This window comes from Chryseobacterium antibioticum, assembly GCF_012927325.1.
Classification (GTDB): domain Bacteria; phylum Bacteroidota; class Bacteroidia; order Flavobacteriales; family Weeksellaceae; genus Chryseobacterium; species Chryseobacterium antibioticum.
On record NZ_JABBGI010000018.1, the window covers coordinates 15052 to 32019 of the forward strand.

Below are 16968 nucleotides of genomic sequence, written 5' to 3' on the forward strand. Positions count from 1 at the left end.
AAAATACATCACTATTTATTATGAACACGTATCAATTTTACAAAAAGGATGGAAACCTTTTTATTTTCAAAAACCAGCCCATATTTAGTTCGGTATTGGTTATTCTTATAGGTATTGCTGCAGGGCTTGCTTATAAATATAATTTCCCTTTATTGGGCTTATTCTTCATTGTGGTTGCAGGACTGATCATCGCTAATTTCTTTGCAAAAAAGTTTGTGATTGATCCGCAACAACAGACCATTACCTGTAAACCCAGTGTTTTTGTTTCTACAAAAACCTATGCTTTCCAGGATTTTACAAATTTTGAAGTTTTGACAACGAAATATCTTGGATTCATTACCATGAATGTATTTCTAAATATTCATTTTGAGGTGAATGGAAAAGAACATAAATTTATGATAGGACAGGCTCTTTCCCATAAAGCAATACAAAAAATGGTGAACGAAACCGAAGATCTTATGCGCTTAAATGAAAACATGCGATGAATACTACAGACCGATATAAATTTGAAGACAACGGCAGTGAAATAAGCTTTATGCCCAATTACAACTTCCTGCGTACTTTAAGATGGTGGTTGGCGGCAGGCATTCTTGCTATTCCCGTGATATATTACTTCAGAAATATACTGTCTGAAAATACCTTTACCATTGCTTCTGTTATATGGGGAGTCTATATGGTTTATTTCCTATGGGACCTACTTTTCAAAGTTCCTGTAAAATATATTTTTGATAAAAGGGAGAAGAGCATTTATAGAAAACTATTTCTTACTAAAAAAATCATGAGCTTTGATGAAATGACTTATTTCATTAATGAGGAGAGCGGAGCATACTATTATGTTATCGGGAAAAAAAGAAATCAGTTTGTCAAGAACTACAGGCTCAGCAATTATTTTTCAGGTTCAAAATCATCCAGAGTAAAAGAAGATGAATTTCTGGAAAATATATTATATCCTGTACTGGATGAGCTGGAAATTCCGGTAAACAGACCCCAATAATGATCTTAATTGTAGGAAGACCAGAATTTACTATAAACGTCACAGTAGATACTTCGACTATTCCCTTCGTCCGGAGAAGTGGCAAATCAAAGATTTGACCGGGTGGTTCAAAAAACAACTCGGGGTGGTTAAAAAACAGCTCGGGCTGTTTCAAAGAAACAGCCCGAGTTTAGTTTATAGGATATACTTATCTTATTTATCTAAAATTCTCTTCACCGCTTCTTTTACCGCAGCAGCGTCGATTTTATATTTCTTCATCAATTCAGCAGGGGTAGCAGATTCACCAAAAGTATCGTTTACTGCAACAAATTCTTGTCTTGTTGGTCTCTTTCTCGCAAGCATTCCTGCAACAGATTCTCCTAAACCACCAAGATAGTTGTGTTCTTCAGCCGTAACGATCTTACCTGTTTTTTCAACTGATTTCAGGATAATTTCCTCATCCAGAGGTTTAATGGTGTGGATATTGATCACCTCACAAGAAATACCTTCTTTTTCAAGCTCGTCAGCAGCTACAAGAGATTCCCAAACAAGGTGTCCTGTTGCCACAATCGTTACATCAGTACCTTCCTGAAGCATAATCCCTTTTCCAATCTCGAATGGCATATCTTCCGGAATGAAAACAGGAACTGTAGGTCTTCCGAATCTTAAATATACAGGACCTTCAAAGTCAGCAATAGCAAGCGTAGCTGCTTTCGTCTGATTGTAGTCACAAGGATTAATAACCGTCATGCCAGGAAGCATTTTCATCATACCGATATCTTCCAAAACCTGGTGAGTAGCACCGTCTTCACCTAAAGTAAGACCAGCGTGCGATGCACAGATTTTTACATTTTTTCCTGAATAAGCGATAGACTGACGGATCTGATCATACACTCTTGATGTAGAGAAGTTCGCAAAAGTTCCTGTAAAAGGAATTTTTCCTGTAATGCTCAAACCTGCAGCAATTCCCATCATATTAGCCTCTGCAATACCTATCTGAAAGAATCTTTCCGGTGCTTTTTCAATGAATTTTTCCATTTTCAAAGAACCGATAAGATCTGCACAAAGCGCCACTACATTAGGATTTTTGTCGGCAAGTTCTGCTAATCCAGCTCCAAATCCTGAACGCGTATCTTTTTTTTCTGTATATGTATATTTCATTTTTTTCTTTACTAAAGTTTTTAATACTTGATAGATGATAGGTCTTAAGATTTAAAACGTTCATCATTTATCATCGATCATTTATGATTAATAATCAGCAGGAGCTTCAAGATATAATTGTTTGAATGCGGTGTCAAGCTGCTCATCATTCGGAGCTTTACCATGCCAAGCGTGGCTTCCCATCATATAATCTACCCCATAGCCCATCTCTGTATGAAGAATGATTACTACCGGTTTTCCTTTTCCTGTTTCAGTTTTTGCTTTCTCAAGGATCGCAATCACCGCTTCAAGATCGTTACCGTTTTTCTCTTCCAAAACAGTCCATCCGAATGCTTCAAGTTTAGCATGCAAATTTCCTAAAGTCAATACATCATCTGTATCACCATCAATCTGACGTCCGTTGTAATCAATTGTTGAAATAATATTGTCAACTTTTTTACCTGCAGCATACATCAAAGCTTCCCAAACCTGACCTTCTTGAAGCTCGCCGTCTCCGTGAAGCGTGTAAACAATAGAATCATCTCCATCAAGTTTTTTACCCTGAGCTACACCAAGTGCTACAGAAAGTCCCTGACCAAGAGATCCGGAAGCGATTCTGATCCCCGGAAGACCCTCATGAGTAGTTGGGTGTCCCTGAAGTCTTGAATCCAGTTTTCTGAAAGTTTTCAGTTCCTCTACCGGGAAAAATCCAAATCTCGCTAAAGTAGAATAGTAAACCGGCGAAATGTGTCCGTTTGAAAGATAAAAATGATCTTCATTCTTCCCCTCCATGGTGAAAGGAAGGCTGTAGTTCATTACCTTTCCGTAAAGCGCCGTGAAATATTCTGTACAACCTAAACTTCCGCCCGGGTGCCCTGAATTTACAGCGTGAACCATTCTTAAAATGTCTCTTCTGATCTGCGTAGTAAGAGATTTCAACTCTTCGATACTTTTACTCATTATATCTGATTTATTTGCACGCGAATTTACAATTTTTTAACGGCTTACGGAAATGCAAAAATCCGGACTTAGGATCCGGATTTAGAATTATTTCTTCGAAATACTGATTTTAACAGCCTTCGTTAAGGTATACTGAAATTTCTGTAATAATGTTATTAACAAATTTAAAAGAAAGCTGCGTTCCGGCATCAAGATCTTCTAAAGTGAAATATCCCGTATCTTTAAGACGCTTTTCACCCTTTTCATCCCATGCAGGATGTACGGTAAAACTAGGATAATTTCTATAGGCATTAATCAGATCATCTTTGGTATTTCCAACTCCGATTCCGCTTTTGGTTTTAAATTTTTTGCTCGTGGTTGTCAATCCCATAATGCTTACCACATTAGGTTTTGCTTCGCTGATATAGTTCTCGTAGAGATCAATCAGGATCAGCTCTCCATTATATTTAATATTGTTTTTGATCTGTCCGTCCCTTATTTTCAATTTTGTACCGGCTATTTTTTCGGCTTCTGCTTTTTCCATAAAGACTTTGTAAGGTCCCATCCTTAAAGTAGAAACTTCAAAATTCTGAGCATGCATAAAGCTGAATGTTAGTACGAATACGAAAAGCGAAATAATTTTTTTCATGGTTTATAATATGGGGTTATTATTAAGATCTTTGGAGGAATACAAGAACCTTTACTTTTTTCCTAATGCTTTATTAATAGCTTTTTTAATAATAGGTTCCATGATGGTATAACCAGCTAGATTAGGATGGATTCCGTCTTTTGAAAGCCCTTCACGCAAACCACCTTTTTCATCGCGCATAGCTGTGTTATAATCAATGAAAGTAAGTTTACTGTTGTGTGAATATTGTTTTAACCTATTGTTTAAGGCATCCACTTTCTGTGTGACATCCGTTATTTCCTTACGCCATGGAAAGGCAGCTGCAGGGAGTACAGAGGCAATGATGACTTTAATTCCGTTACTTTGGGCAATGTCAGCCATCGCTTTAATATTATTGAACGTAAAATCCTGGTCATAAACGCCCGTGTTTTGAGCAATATCGTTAGTGCCTGCATTAATGATCACCAGCTTTGGTTTTAAAGCTATCACATCATTTTGAAACCGCAGCAGCATTTGTGAAGAGGTTTGCCCACTGATTCCCCTGCCTGCATAGTTATTCTCAGAAAAAAATTCCGGATGGTTTTTTACCCATCCTTCAGTAATGGAATTACCCATAAAGACCACATCCACTTTTTTCTTCGCATTCACAATGGCTGTATTGTCATCTTTGTATCTGGCAAGATTAGCAAAATCAACGGCACTTTGAGCGTTTACAAATTCGCCTAAAAGTAAGCCTATAGCTAAGAAGATTGATGATTTCATACAGTTTTTTTTTAGTTATCAGACGATAGAACAGAGCCAGTGAAAATTTAAATGATCATCAAAGGCTTTGGTTAAAATTTAAAATGATCTTTCTGATCAGACTACTTTTAAATACTGTTTGTTCTTTACCAGCCATAGACCAATAAAAGTAAGCAAACCATTAAGAATAATCAGTTCCACACCAATTCTGTAATCCGTGTAAGTGGTAATGGATAAATTGATTAAATAGGTCATCAACGGAGCTAAAAGGGTTACCGCAAGAATTGAATACTTTCTTGAAATCTGAAATTTGGTAAAAATTCCGAAAGCAAACAGTCCTAAAAGCGGTCCATAGGTATATCCGGCTATTTCCATGATCAGATAGACGATTGATTTATCATTCATGGCTTTAAAAACCATAATCAGCATGAAGAAAACGACGGTGAAAGTTAAATGTACTTTCATACGAAGATGTTTTTTTTGCTTTTCTGTTCTGGTTTTATCCTCATTAAGGCTGAGTAAATCAACACAATAGGAACTTGTTACTGCGGTCAGAGCACCATCAGCAGAAGGGAATAATGCTGAAATCAGCCCAATAATAAAAATAACGGAAATGAACATCGGAAAATGTCCCTGAAGCGATAAAGCTGGGAAGAGGTCGTCTCCCATAATATTTTTTATATTTCCCGCAGCATCTTTAAAACCGAAAATGTTGGTTACCGTTTCAGATTTTGCCAATCCATATTCTGCCCCGTTCTGCAAAGCAAAAAGATAGAGCAGGCCTCCTAAAAACAGGAAGGCAAGATTAACAAAAAGAAGAGTTCCAGCAAAGGTCAGCATGTTCTTTTTTGAATTCTGAAGATTATCAACAGAAATATTTTTTTGCATCATTTCCTGATCCAACCCGGTCATGGCGATGGTAATGAAAATTCCCCCTAAAATGGTTTTAAGGAAGAATGTTTTGGAATTGGGGTCAAAATTGATAAAATGAGTATAGTTTTTCTGTCCTAAAATGGTGTATGCCTCAACAAAAGAAAGATTCAGATTCGATAAAATATAAACAATACAGGCTACTAAACTGATGATCATGAAAGAGGTCTGTAATGTATCGGTAATCACAATCGTTTTCACACCGCCTTCAAAAGTATATAAAAGCACCATCAGCAAAAGGACAAGAGCGGTAACCCAAAACGGAACACCCAAACCTTCAAGCAAAAAGATCTGTAAAACATTAACCACCAGATATAACCTTGCCGTAGCACCGATTGCTCTGGAAATGATAAAAAAGATGGAACCTATTTTATGAGCTTCTACATTAAATCTTTTCCCTAAATAGGTGTAAATAGACGTCAGATTCATCTTATAATACAGCGGAAGCAAGATGGCAGCAACGATAAAATACCCTATGAAAAAGCCAATTACCATCATATAGTACTCAAAGCCTCCGAAAATATATTCACTACCAGTCATTTTTCCGACCGTTCCCGGAACAGAAATAAAGGTAACGCCGCTTAAGCTGGTTCCTATCATCCCGAATGCCACAAGCCACCATTTACTTTTTTTATTCCCAATAAAAAATGACTGATTATCTGAATTTCGGCTGGTGAAATAGGAAATCACCAAAAGGCCGATAAAATAGATAAATACAAATAGCAAAAGGATGGTTCCTGAATTCATACTGAATTTTTAAATTTTAGCAAATATAGTTTTTTTCTATTCTGTTAAAAAAAGAAAAAGCCTTTCAGATGTTAAACTCTGAAAGGCCTGTATTTTAAGGGCAGAAATTAGGATTAGTTCACTAAAACATCCTGCAGCTCCTCACTTTTCTGAAAACTTGCTTTGGCAAACGGACAGAGAGGAATAATTTTTTTGCTGTTTTTCCTGGCAAAATCTACCGCAGCCAGAAGCATTTCTTTGCCTACCCCTTTTCCGTTGTATGCTTCTTCCACCTCTGTGTGGTCAATGATGAATCTTCCTTCTCCGGCCCAGGTATAAGTCATTACTCCTGCGCGTTTTCCGTCTATGAAAGCCTCAAAACTTCCGTGTTTCTCGTCGTTGTTTTGTTTTACTTCGGTCATATTATGAGAATTTGGTTAGTATTTCTATATCGTTGGTTAATATTTTGTGAACAGGGCAGGCATCGGCAATGGTATACAGTCTTTTCAGCTGTTCATCATCCAGAATGCCTTCAAAGTTGATGTCTCTTTTGAAAACAGTTCTTTTGGTTAAAGGAAAATTTTCGAGTTCTACTTCTACGTTGATGTTTTCCACGTCCCATTCCTTTCTTTCGATGTACATTCTTAAAGTAGCGGCAGTACAGCTTGCCAGAGAGGTTGCTAAGATTTCCATTGGATTGAAACCTTTATTCTGGCCACCTTTATCTATAGGTTCATCGGTAATGATCTGGTTTTCGCCGGCCGTTACTTCAGTATAATATTTTGTTTTTCCTAAACTCGCTTTTACGGTTACCGCCATTATTGTTGTGTATTGAATTTATAACTTAATGCGCCTGAAGGGCATTGGTCTATCTGGTTTTTAAGTTCTTCCGGACTTGCATTTTCAGCTTTTATCCAGGGTCTGTCTTTAGGATTGTAGACTTTGGGAAGCATTTTTACGCAAACAGCCGAGTGGATGCACTTCTGGGGCTGCCAGATGACAGTGATACTGCCGTTAGGATATTCGTGAGTTTCCATATCAATTTTCTTTTAGTGATTTTTCGATTCTTCGGTCCGGAATCAGCCATATCAGAGCCACGATATAATAAAAACCTATGGCAATATAGGGATAAAAAAATGAAACGGCGATCCCGAGGACGTAAAATATAATCGAGATATATTCTTTAGACTTTGAATGTATGGCTTCTTTTAATCTGGAGTTTTCACCTTCACCCTTGATAATCAGGTTCTCTAAAATAGTATAGGCTACGGCCGACATAATCAGACAAATTCCATAGGTCGCTACCGGATTCTCTGCAAAATGCGTAGTACCAATCCATTCTGTAGCAATTGGCATCAGCGAAAGCCAAAAGAGAAGATGAAGGTTGGCCCAAAGAATACTACCATTGACTTTTTTTACAGCCTGAAAGAGATGATGGTGATTATTCCAGTAGATGCCTACATAAATAAAACTGAAAATATAAGCGAGAATTCTAGGTAGAAGAGGCTTTAGACTGGCCCAGCTGCTCCCTTCCGGAACCTTTAGTTCCAGGACCATGATGGTAATGATAATTGCTAAAACACCATCACTGAAAGCTTCAAGTCTTCCCTTAGTCATTGGTTTTAACCGTATTTTTAAAATTCTCTATCTTGTCTTTAAGTTCCTTCAGCATATCAGGGTTAATGACGCCGCTTTCCAGATCAAAATTTTCATAAAACTTGGGAAGTGAGAACGTATCCTTGATATCTGCTGCAAACTGCGGAAAAAATGTCTTTGCCGTATTCATCACATTGCCGCCACCGTAACCTCCGGGAGAAGTACTCATCAGAAGCATCGGTTTGTTTTGAAATACCTTGACATTGATCCTTGAAGACCAGTCGAAGACATTTTTAAAGGCTGCACTGTACGATCTGTTGTGTTCCGCAAGCGAGCAAATGATTACGTCACATTCTTCAATCTCTTTTAAAAAATGGTGAGCCTCGTCCGGAAATCCTTTCTTTTCAAGGTCTACAGAGAAAAGAGGCATGGTAAAATCATTAAGATCGATCAGATTGATTTCCTCATTCTGAAAATCTTTCAAAACAAATTTTACAAGTTCCCTGTTGATCGAAGTAGAAGACGTGCTTCCTGCAAATGCTAATATTTTCATGGTTGATGTATCTGTACTGGTCGTTATTTTCGGTTTAAAATCGACTTAGGAAGCGGAACGTATTCTTTTTCGTCACCGGGAACCAAAGGAAATGCGTCATGATTCTGATCGTTCCAGTTTACCTTGGCCTGATCCAGCAATTCTTTATCTGAATTCACAAAATTCCAGAATATAAAACGTTCTTCATCAAAAGGTTCGCCACCGAAAAGGTATACCGTGCCGTTTTCACTCATTTCGAATTCACACAATTTAGTGTCTTTAGCAATCATCAGCTGTTTTGAACCATAAGTGTTTCCTTCTGTGGAAACCGTTCCGTCCAGTACATACATGGCTGCTTCACCGTAAAGATCCTTTCCGATGCTTATTTTTTTTGCTTCTTTGGTTTTGATCTCGATGAAAAATAATTTGCTGTGAACCGGAACTGTAGACTTTCTTCCAAATGCTTCGCCGGCAATCAGTTTATACTGAATTCCGTCTTCTTCCCATACCGGAATCTCATCCGCTTCAATATGATAGAAAGTGGGTTCTGTCTGTTCCAGATGTTTCGGAAGACCTACCCAGATCTGGAATCCGTGAAGTCTTTTATCGGTGTGTCTTAAATATTCAGGGGTTCTCTCGGAATGCACCACACCTTTTCCGGCAGTCATCCAGTTTACAGCTCCCGGTTTTATTTCAACTGCACTTCCAATGCTGTCTCTGTGAAAAATAGATCCTTCCAAAAGGTAAGTTAAGGTAGATAGACCGATATGAGGATGTGGAGGAACATCAAGGTTCTGATAATCCTTCAGCTCGGAAGGTCCCATATGATCGATGAAGACAAAAGGTCCAACCGCTCTTTTTTCACGGAAAGGAAGAAGTCTTCCCACCAGAAAATTTCCTATATCTGCTGCTTTTTCTTCTATGATAAGTCCAATATTTGACATAATAAAGTAATGTTTTTGAATGCTGTTAAGTTAATGGAATAGATCTTTGGGTGTATGATTACAGTTTGTTGTATCCTTCAAATCTTTCATCAACAATGCGTTTCCATTCCGGATGCTTTTTGATGTAGGCAAAAACATAAGGGCAGAACGGAAGAAGTTTTTTGTTATTTTCTTCAATATAAGCCAATGTTTTTTCTACAACAGCCACAGCGGCACCCGTTCCTGCCAGTTCAGGCTCTGCTTCTGTGTGTATCAAAGCTATCTGGTGGCCCATTTCACGGTAATCGATAAATGCGAAATGTCCGTTGATTTCTATTTCGAATCTTTTTCCTGCTTTTACAAGAGGTATATTTTCAAATTCTGGTTTCATAAATTTTGTATTGTAAGTCGCTTGGCGGATCACAAAGACGTAAAATGGTTTGAAACGTACGTCTTTGTGGTTCACCAAACAGAAGTATATAAAGTTAATAAAAAAGGGATAATGTAAGATTAAGATAAATTTAATTCTTTAATCTTCCAGATAACCGAACTTTCCGGTGTTGAAGTCTTCAAAAGCCTGCATAATTTCTTCTCTTGAATTCATCACGAAAGGCCCGTGTGGATAGATGGGTTCATTAATAGGTTCTCCACTGATGATAAGAACTATTGAATCTTCATGAGCTTCAATGCTGAACGTTTCGCCTTCATTTTTAAATAACACAAGATGATCTGAGGCTGCTTTTTCTTCTCCGTTTACCATAATGCTTCCTTCAATGACCAGTGCTGCTGTATTAAAATGGGCAGGAAAACTGAACTCAGCTTTTCCACCTGCTTTTAATTTAGCATTCATCATATTCAAAGGAGTGAAAGTTTCTGCGGGACCTCTGTGTCCGTTATATTCTCCGGCGATGATTTCCACAAGACCGTTTTCACCCAAATCAACACGCTCCATAGAACCATTTTCTATAGCCTGGTATTTCGGACAGCTCATTTTATCTTTTGCTGGCAGATTCACCCATAGCTGGACCATCTGGAAAATACCGCCTTTTTTAGACCATTCGGTTTCATGGTATTCTTTGTGAAGGACTCCTTTTGCTGCGGTCATCCACTGTACGTCGCCTTCGCCTATAATTCCGCCTCCTCCGGCGCTGTCATGATGCTCTACTTTGCCCTGATACGCTATGGTTACGGTTTCAAAACCTCTGTGAGGATGAACACCCACGCCTCTTGGCCTTTCTGAGCCGTTGAAATGGAATTTTGAATTATAATCTAGCATGATAAACGGGTCCATCCTTTTCATATCTAATCCTTGTACTCCCGGTATAAAATTATGAACCCTAAAACCATCTCCTACAAAATGGGCTGGTTTTGGCGCTACTACGATTTCTACTTTTTTCGCTGTCATAATATTGTGAATTTTATATAACAAAAGTACGGTAGAGAAGAGTCAGATGCATTGATCTGTGTTAAGTTCGTAAAAGGGAAAAATGGCGAAAGAAGATTCCGTCTTAATCTTCCTTAGATTTCATGTTCTTACCATCCGAAATATGAAGTCTTCTGAAAACAAAACCTGAGATAATGGTTAATATTCCTACGGTGAGGAAGGTGTAGCGGAAGGCATTATGAATTTCACCTTCGATCATATTGGAATTTTCAAATAATTTTAAAACAATAAGCCCGAAAGCAATTCCGAAACCGATCGCCAATTGTTGGTTAACTGAGATCAGTGAATTCCCGCTGCTGGTTTGGAAGTTTCTCAGATCTGCAATGGAAATCGTATTCATCGAAGTAAACTGGATAGAGTTGAAAAAGCCCAGTATGGCAATAATTGGGACGAACCAGTATAAAGAGGTATGAATATTGGGAATGGCAAGAAGGCAGATCAGGGTTCCAATGATGAAGGTATTCACCATTAAGGTCTGTCGGTAACCATATCTATCTAAAATTTTAATAACGGATGACTTCCCGAATATAGCGGTGAGAGCCATGGGAGCAATGATCCATCCGGAAGTCACTGCCGACTGTTTGTAAGCAATCTGGATCATTAATGGAAGCAATAGGGGAACAGAGCTGATTCCTAATCTGGTGGCCAGGTTTCCAACGATGCCTACACGGAAAGTTCTTACCTGAAAAAGATCTAACGGGAAAATAGGATTTCCTCCTCTTTTTGCATGCTTATAATAATAGTAAAGGAATAAAAAACCAAGAATAAATACAAAAAGGACCGGGCTAATGTTCTGCATATCTCCGAAAAGCTCCAGTGAAATGGAGAGCAGAAGTGATGCGGCTGCAAAAATTAAAAATCCTTTTAAATCGAAATCAACATCGGTGGATTTGTAATCGGGCATATATTTAAATCCTAAAATAATTCCTAAAACTCCGATCGGAATATTGATGAGGAAAATCCAGTGCCATGAAAGATAATCTACCATATAACCGCCGACCAGCGGACCGAGTACGGGTCCAATCAGTGCCGGGATAATGGCGAAGTTCATCGCTTTCAGTAATTCACTTTTGTCAAAAGTCTTGATCAATGCAAGTTTTCCAACAGGAGTCATCAAACTTCCTCCGACGCCCTGAATGACTCTGGAAATAACCAGGTGGGTAAGATTCTGCGACATGGAACAGAACAGTGAGCCTAAACTGAAAAGGAGCAGTGCAAAAATGAATACTTTTTTCGTCCCAAACCGGTCTGCCAGAAAACCGCTTGCAGGCATGAAGACGGCCAGGGTCAGAACATAGCTGATGATGGCATTCTGCATATTGAGCGGAGATTCATGAAGGTCTCTGGCAATAGAGGGCAGGGAAGTATTCAGGATCGTGGAATCCAGCATCTGCATAAAAATAGCTGTGGCCAGAATTAATGGAAGTATTTTTTTTACAGAGGTTTGTTGCGGGCTTGTTTCTATCATTCGTTGTAGACTGGAAATCCAATGATTTTCAGATTTATTTATAGGGTAAGAAATTCCTGTTTTTTAAACAGTCTGATTCTTAGATAAAGAATTTCATATAAAATTAAAAAAGTCCTGTGAATTTTCACAGGACTTTTCAATTTATTTTCTAGGTTTTTCTACTCCCTTCCATTCGTTGCCGGCTTTTCTGTACTGGCTTAAGATGAACGTTTTGAAATCTTTTGTTTTGTACTCGATGTTATCAGTGTTCTGTTCGAATGGCATGATGTAATAATAATCAACATCCGTTTTGTCTGATTTGTTCCCTTTTTTCACCGTCGGAACATATTTAGAAAACTTATAGCTTGGAAGATACTGTTTTAACCTTACGTAAAAATCTTTGTCTTCTTTTTCGTTAGGAATGATGTCTATAATATTTAAATCGTCTTTTTTCTTGTTGATCCATAAATAATAGGTTTTTTCTTCTCCTAAATTTCTGTTTAAAGAATTGAAGGCGAATAATTCCTTAGGAACCAGCTCCTTGATCTTTTCAGGATCTACTTTTGTATAGAACTGTCCTTTGGATGGATCCACATAGGTTTCAAGATTGTACATTAAAACCGAATTGTTTTCGAATTTTTTATTCTTAAAATATTGATTTAAAGATAATTCTGCCGTTGCTCTAAGTTCTTTTCCTCTGTCATCCAATTTTTTGGTAGGATTCTGAGGATTTACTTTTTTCACGAACTCATATAAAACAATAGGTTTTACATCTTTAAGGTGAGGATACGTTTTAAGCTGCTCCGCTTTTACCAGCCAGTAGAACTGCTGATAATAGTCGTCCTTATCCTGATCTTTTACAGTCTTATAAGATAAAGCAAGCTTTTTTGAATTTAAGTATTTGCCATATTTTCCCTGTCCGAAAGCAAAACTGAAGGATAGTAAGGCAAATAAAACAGTAAGATTTCTTCTCATTTTTTTATAATTGATATTTTCGTTGTCCAAATATAATTATTTCTTGGATATTATTTTTGATTGTCAGTTAAATTATATTATATTATTAACGTTTATTCAAAAGAAAATCCTGTATGGCTACAGGATTGATAAAATTTTCAGTGTCGGAAACTAAAGATCAGAAGATAGAGGCGAGAAATTACAGAGTAAATTTCAGAATGGATATTCTTCACTCATCACTTTTCACTTATCATTTATGCTTCACTTCCATATGATGTTTCATGCACTTTCACCGCTCTTCCACTTGGGTCGTTCATTTTTTTGAAAGCTTCATCCCATTCTAGGGCGATAGGCGTGGAGCAGGCTACAGAAGGTACCGAAGGAACTGTTGCTGCTGCAGTTTCACTTGGGAAATGCGTTTCAAAAATTGTTCTGTAACGGTATTCTTCTTTGTTTTGAGGAGTGTTCAACGGGAATCTGAATCTTGCGTTCGTCATCATTTCATCAGTCACTTCTTTTTCAGCAACTTCTTTTAAGGTATCGATCCATGAATATCCCACACCGTCTGAAAACTGTTCCTTCTGTCTCCAGACAATAGATTCCGGAAGAACATCTTCAAATGCTTTTCTTAATACCCATTTTTCTATTTTTCCTTCTGCAACGTTGATCATTTTGTCTTTTGGGTTCACATTCATGGCAATGTCCATGAATTCTTTATCCAGGAAAGGGACTCTTCCTTCTATTCCCCAGCTCATCAATGCTTTATTGGCCCTTAAACAGTCATATAAATGAAGCTTGCCTAATTTTCTTACCGTCTCATTGTGGAATTCTTTCGCGTTCGGAGCCTTATGGAAATACAGGTATCCTCCGAACAGCTCATCTGCACCTTCTCCTGAAAGAACCATTTTGATTCCCATGGATTTGATCACTCTTGCCAAAAGATACATTGGCGTAGAAGCTCTGATGGTTGTTACATCGTAAGTTTCCAGATGATAGATCACGTCACGTACAGCATCCAGTCCTTCCTGAACGGTAAAATTAACTTCATGATGAACGGATCCGATATGGTCTGCTGCTTTTCTTGCTGCGGACAGGTCAGGAGATCCTACCAGTCCTACCGCGAAACTGTGAAGTCTCGGGTACCAGGCTTCCTGGGTATCTCCGCTTTCAACTCTCTGTCTTGCAAATTTTGCAGTCACTGCTGAGATGACAGATGAATCCAATCCCCCGGAAAGGAGAACGCCATAAGGAACGTCGCTCATCAGTTGTCTGTGAACTGCGTCTTCAAGACCTTTTCTTATTTGGGCAATATCGGTTTCGTTGTCTTTTACATTGTCAAAGCTTTCCCAATCTCTTTTATACCACTGTTGAAGTTCCGGTCCATCCGGACTGTATAAAAGATGTCCCGGAAGGAATGTTTCAATCGTTTTGCAAATGCCTTCCAATGCTTTTAATTCAGAAGCAACGTAGAAGTTTCCGTTCTTATCCCATCCCTGATAAAGAGGGCAGATTCCCATATGGTCACGGGTGATAAGATAAATTCCTTTTTCTATATCGTAAAGGGCAAATGCGAAAATTCCGTTCAGTTTTTCAATGAAATCTTTTCCGTATTTTCCGTACAGCGCCAGGATCACTTCGCAATCTGATTGAGTTTGAAATTCAAAATCAGGAAATTCTTCTTTTAGTTCTTTATGGTTATAGATCTCTCCGTTCACGGCAAGAACTACTTTTTCGTCCTTGGTGAATAAAGGCTGTTTTCCTGAAGTAGGATCTACGATAGCCAACCTTTCATGAGAAAATACTACTTTGTCATCCTGAAATACACCGCTCCAGTCGGGACCACGGTGACGGATTTTTTTTGACATTTCTAAGACCTGAGGTCTTAATATTTCAGTCTTTTGTTTGGCGTCAAACAAACATACTATTCCACACATATTGTTACTTATTTGAAGCAAAATTAGCTTTGATGTTTAAAAATAACAATAAAAAATCAATAAAAATTAATATTTTTAATTTAATAATTTATTTTAATGAATAAAATTAACTATTCGAGCCAATTATTGCGTATTTAATTGATTTTTTTCGCCGGGCCATACAGGTGTTTATTATTCTATACAAAATTAAAATGAAATAATACTTAATATATGGTAATTTATTATCTGAATTTTAGCCCTTACTTTGTGGCTCGAAATAATTTTTTTTCATCATTTGTGTTTTTACCTTCTTGCAATTCTCTTTGCAAGAAGGTTTTGTTTTATTGGGAGCCTAACAGAACACCTGAAACATTCCATGAACTGAAACTTGTGCCTTCCGAAGCCCCCTGAGGGATCTTTATCTGTATGGTGTGTTTTCCGGCTTTCAGATCTCCGAGAGGAATGAAGTTAGGGTTTGTAACAGTCCCGGGACACCAGTTTGATCTGCTGAGGTCTGATGAAGAAAGCCCGTCCGGAAAATTCCCCGATGCAGGGTTGTAAAGTCGGTATGAGCCACAATCTGATCTCCATGGAACGAAAGAATAGGCTATCTTTCCATCAAGGAATATAGAATTGGTTTTAGGAACAAATTCATCCCCGTTTTCCCAGCCTCCGTGTCCGGTGGTGATGTATCTCAGTTGAGCATTTTTCAGATCCATTTTTAACGTAAACTCTACAAAAAGACCTTTATCATGATTGAACATGGTTGAATAATCCTGACCGGCCATTTCCATAATATTTAAAGTATTGAAAAGAGGAATAGCCGTATTGTTTTTGTAAACAGTCTGGTCACTTTTATGAATGGTGATCTCAAGGCTCACTTTATGGCCGCCTTTGTCGTAATTTCCGATGAAAGCTCCAACCCAAAGTTCCTTTTCAGAAAGAGAAGGTTTTAGTTCTGTAATATCCTGACGGTAGGGGCTAATGGTCTGCCAGTCTTTTCCTTTCAATTGGATATGATTGAATTTCTGAATTCCGAAAGCGGTAAAAAAGCGTATCATTTCTACAGCAGGACTGTAATTTTCAGTAGCTGTTACCCCGTAATATTGCTTTCCGTTTCCGTTGTGATAAACAGGAAGTGTTTTAGCACCTTTTTCAAGTCCGTCAAAAAAAGAAGAAGCTTTATCCTGAGGAATAAAGAATACGGTTCCCGTTCTATCGTAGGCATCACCATTGGATTGTTGTTTAACTTCAACAAAAATATTTACGCCTTCTTTAATTGCAGGGAATTTTATTTTTTTTAGGATAATGGTTCCATTAGCAAACTTTTTAACGGTCTCAGTTGATTTTGATTCCTCTGAAAAATTGATCGTTTCATTTTCGAAAACCTTCAAAGTGGTAAAACGGCTTTTCCAAAGAAGATCTTTGTAGCCCAACAGGTCGGTAGATGATACGGAACCTTTTATAATCTGATCAATCTCTGTTTTTTTAACCTTTTTGATTGAGCTGGCTGTGATCAGTGAATTTTTATTTCTTTCAATTTCTAAAACAAATCCTAAATTTTGCCCCAAAACAGAAGGTCCGCCATTAATCTTTAAATCATTGGTATACCAAACCTCTATCGTATTAGAATTGATTTTAGTGACTGCTTTTTTACAATGGTAGCCTAATATTTTTTTTGTTTCGTTAGTTAATTCAAAGCTCTGCTTTCCTATGGATTCTGTATCTGAAGAAGAAATGACTTCTCCCGGCTTGAGAAAAGCATAAGAAACAATTGTATTAGAAGGCTTTTCAACTTTGGTGATCTCAAACGGATAATCACTTTTCTGTTCCCGGATTGTATTATTCAGAATAAAATTTTCTTTGCCATCTGCCCAGACAAGAGTAGGAGACTGCTCAGTAAGAACTTTTCCATTGGAGGAACTGGTGTATTGAACTTCATAGGTTTGTGCATATGAGAGACAGCATACAAATAAGGCAAGGAAGTTGAATAGAGTTTTTTTATACATAGGTACAGGTTTTCTGCAAAGATAATATCTGTGATCAGTTTATATAGATTTTAATATAAGTAGGGATTAGTAA

General features: G+C 37.8%; 19 protein-coding genes. 2 read left to right on the plus strand and 17 right to left on the minus strand.

Translation table 11 applies throughout. The annotated features are described in order from the left end of the window. The first annotated feature begins 20 nt into the window (after positions 1–20). Together HHL23_RS14440 and HHL23_RS14445 are read left to right on the plus strand one after the other, a co-directional pair. Positions 21–485, plus strand: coding sequence for a hypothetical protein (locus tag HHL23_RS14440; protein WP_169235500.1), 465 nt, complete (start codon positions 21–23; stop codon positions 483–485). Beyond that, positions 482–994: a hypothetical protein gene (locus HHL23_RS14445; protein WP_228464773.1), complete on the plus strand. Its 513-nt coding sequence runs from the start codon at positions 482–484 to the stop codon at positions 992–994. Before HHL23_RS14440 ends, HHL23_RS14445 begins: the two co-directional genes overlap by 4 nt. A gap of 192 nt (positions 995–1186) precedes the next feature. On the opposite strand, the gene HHL23_RS14450 is transcribed toward HHL23_RS14445, so the two are convergent. From HHL23_RS14450 to HHL23_RS14530, 17 genes are all read right to left on the minus strand, one after another. Beyond that, positions 1187–2134: a transketolase family protein gene (locus HHL23_RS14450; protein WP_073333401.1), complete on the minus strand. Its 948-nt coding sequence runs from the start codon at positions 2132–2134 to the stop codon at positions 1187–1189. Positions 2135–2221: 87 nt separating this feature from the next. Beyond that, complete coding sequence (locus HHL23_RS14455) at positions 2222–3076, minus strand: transketolase (RefSeq protein ID WP_259828379.1); 855 nt, start codon at positions 3074–3076, stop codon at positions 2222–2224. A 106-nt stretch (positions 3077–3182) separates the two neighbouring features. Continuing rightward, complete coding sequence (locus HHL23_RS14460; RefSeq protein WP_169235502.1) at positions 3183–3701, minus strand: hypothetical protein; 519 nt, start codon at positions 3699–3701, stop codon at positions 3183–3185. 51 nt (positions 3702–3752) lie between these two features. After that, on the minus strand, positions 3753–4442 hold the full coding sequence (locus HHL23_RS14465) for an SGNH/GDSL hydrolase family protein (protein WP_169235503.1): 690 nt from the start codon (positions 4440–4442) through the stop codon (positions 3753–3755). Positions 4443–4538: 96 nt separating this feature from the next. Then, positions 4539–6098, minus strand: a complete 1560-nt coding sequence (locus HHL23_RS14470; protein ID WP_169235504.1) for a sodium:solute symporter — start codon at positions 6096–6098, stop codon at positions 4539–4541. A gap of 113 nt (positions 6099–6211) precedes the next feature. Then, complete coding sequence (locus HHL23_RS14475) at positions 6212–6499, minus strand: GNAT family N-acetyltransferase (protein WP_169235505.1); 288 nt, start codon at positions 6497–6499, stop codon at positions 6212–6214. Position 6500: 1 nt separating this feature from the next. Then, positions 6501–6896: an OsmC family protein gene (locus tag HHL23_RS14480; RefSeq protein ID WP_169235506.1), complete on the minus strand. Its 396-nt coding sequence runs from the start codon at positions 6894–6896 to the stop codon at positions 6501–6503. Beyond that, entirely contained in the window at positions 6896–7114 is a 219-nt protein-coding gene (locus HHL23_RS14485; protein ID WP_169235507.1) for a (4Fe-4S)-binding protein, read from the minus strand. Before HHL23_RS14485 ends, HHL23_RS14480 begins: the two co-directional genes overlap by 1 nt. A 1-nt stretch (position 7115) precedes the next feature. Then, positions 7116–7694 carry a TMEM175 family protein gene (locus HHL23_RS14490; protein ID WP_169235508.1) on the minus strand — a complete coding sequence of 193 codons (579 nt, stop codon included), beginning with the start codon at positions 7692–7694 and terminating at the stop codon, positions 7116–7118. Beyond that, on the minus strand, positions 7687–8226 hold the full coding sequence (locus HHL23_RS14495) for an NADPH-dependent FMN reductase (protein WP_169235509.1): 540 nt from the start codon (positions 8224–8226) through the stop codon (positions 7687–7689). Before HHL23_RS14495 ends, HHL23_RS14490 begins: the two co-directional genes overlap by 8 nt. Positions 8227–8249: 23 nt before the next feature. Next, complete coding sequence (locus tag HHL23_RS14500) at positions 8250–9149, minus strand: pirin family protein (protein WP_169235510.1); 900 nt, start codon at positions 9147–9149, stop codon at positions 8250–8252. Positions 9150–9207: 58 nt separating this feature from the next. Continuing rightward, positions 9208–9519 carry a GNAT family N-acetyltransferase gene (locus tag HHL23_RS14505; RefSeq protein WP_169235511.1) on the minus strand — a complete coding sequence of 104 codons (312 nt, stop codon included), beginning with the start codon at positions 9517–9519 and terminating at the stop codon, positions 9208–9210. 138 nt (positions 9520–9657) lie between these two features. Then, positions 9658–10533: a pirin family protein gene (locus HHL23_RS14510; RefSeq protein ID WP_169235512.1), complete on the minus strand. Its 876-nt coding sequence runs from the start codon at positions 10531–10533 to the stop codon at positions 9658–9660. Between the two features lie 103 nt (positions 10534–10636). After that, positions 10637–12040: an MFS transporter gene (locus HHL23_RS14515; protein WP_169235513.1), complete on the minus strand. Its 1404-nt coding sequence runs from the start codon at positions 12038–12040 to the stop codon at positions 10637–10639. Positions 12041–12181: 141 nt separating this feature from the next. Beyond that, a complete protein-coding gene (locus HHL23_RS14520) occupies positions 12182–12994 on the minus strand; it encodes a hypothetical protein (RefSeq protein ID WP_169235514.1) in 813 nt (270 codons plus the stop codon). A gap of 233 nt (positions 12995–13227) precedes the next feature. Then, the gene (gene asnB / locus HHL23_RS14525; protein WP_169235515.1) at positions 13228–14907 is read right to left on the minus strand and encodes an asparagine synthase B; all 1680 of its coding nucleotides are present in this window, start codon (positions 14905–14907) and stop codon (positions 13228–13230) included. Positions 14908–15227: 320 nt separating this feature from the next. Next, positions 15228–16895 carry a GLPGLI family protein gene (locus HHL23_RS14530; protein ID WP_169235516.1) on the minus strand — a complete coding sequence of 556 codons (1668 nt, stop codon included), beginning with the start codon at positions 16893–16895 and terminating at the stop codon, positions 15228–15230. Positions 16896–16968: the final 73 nt, after the last annotated feature.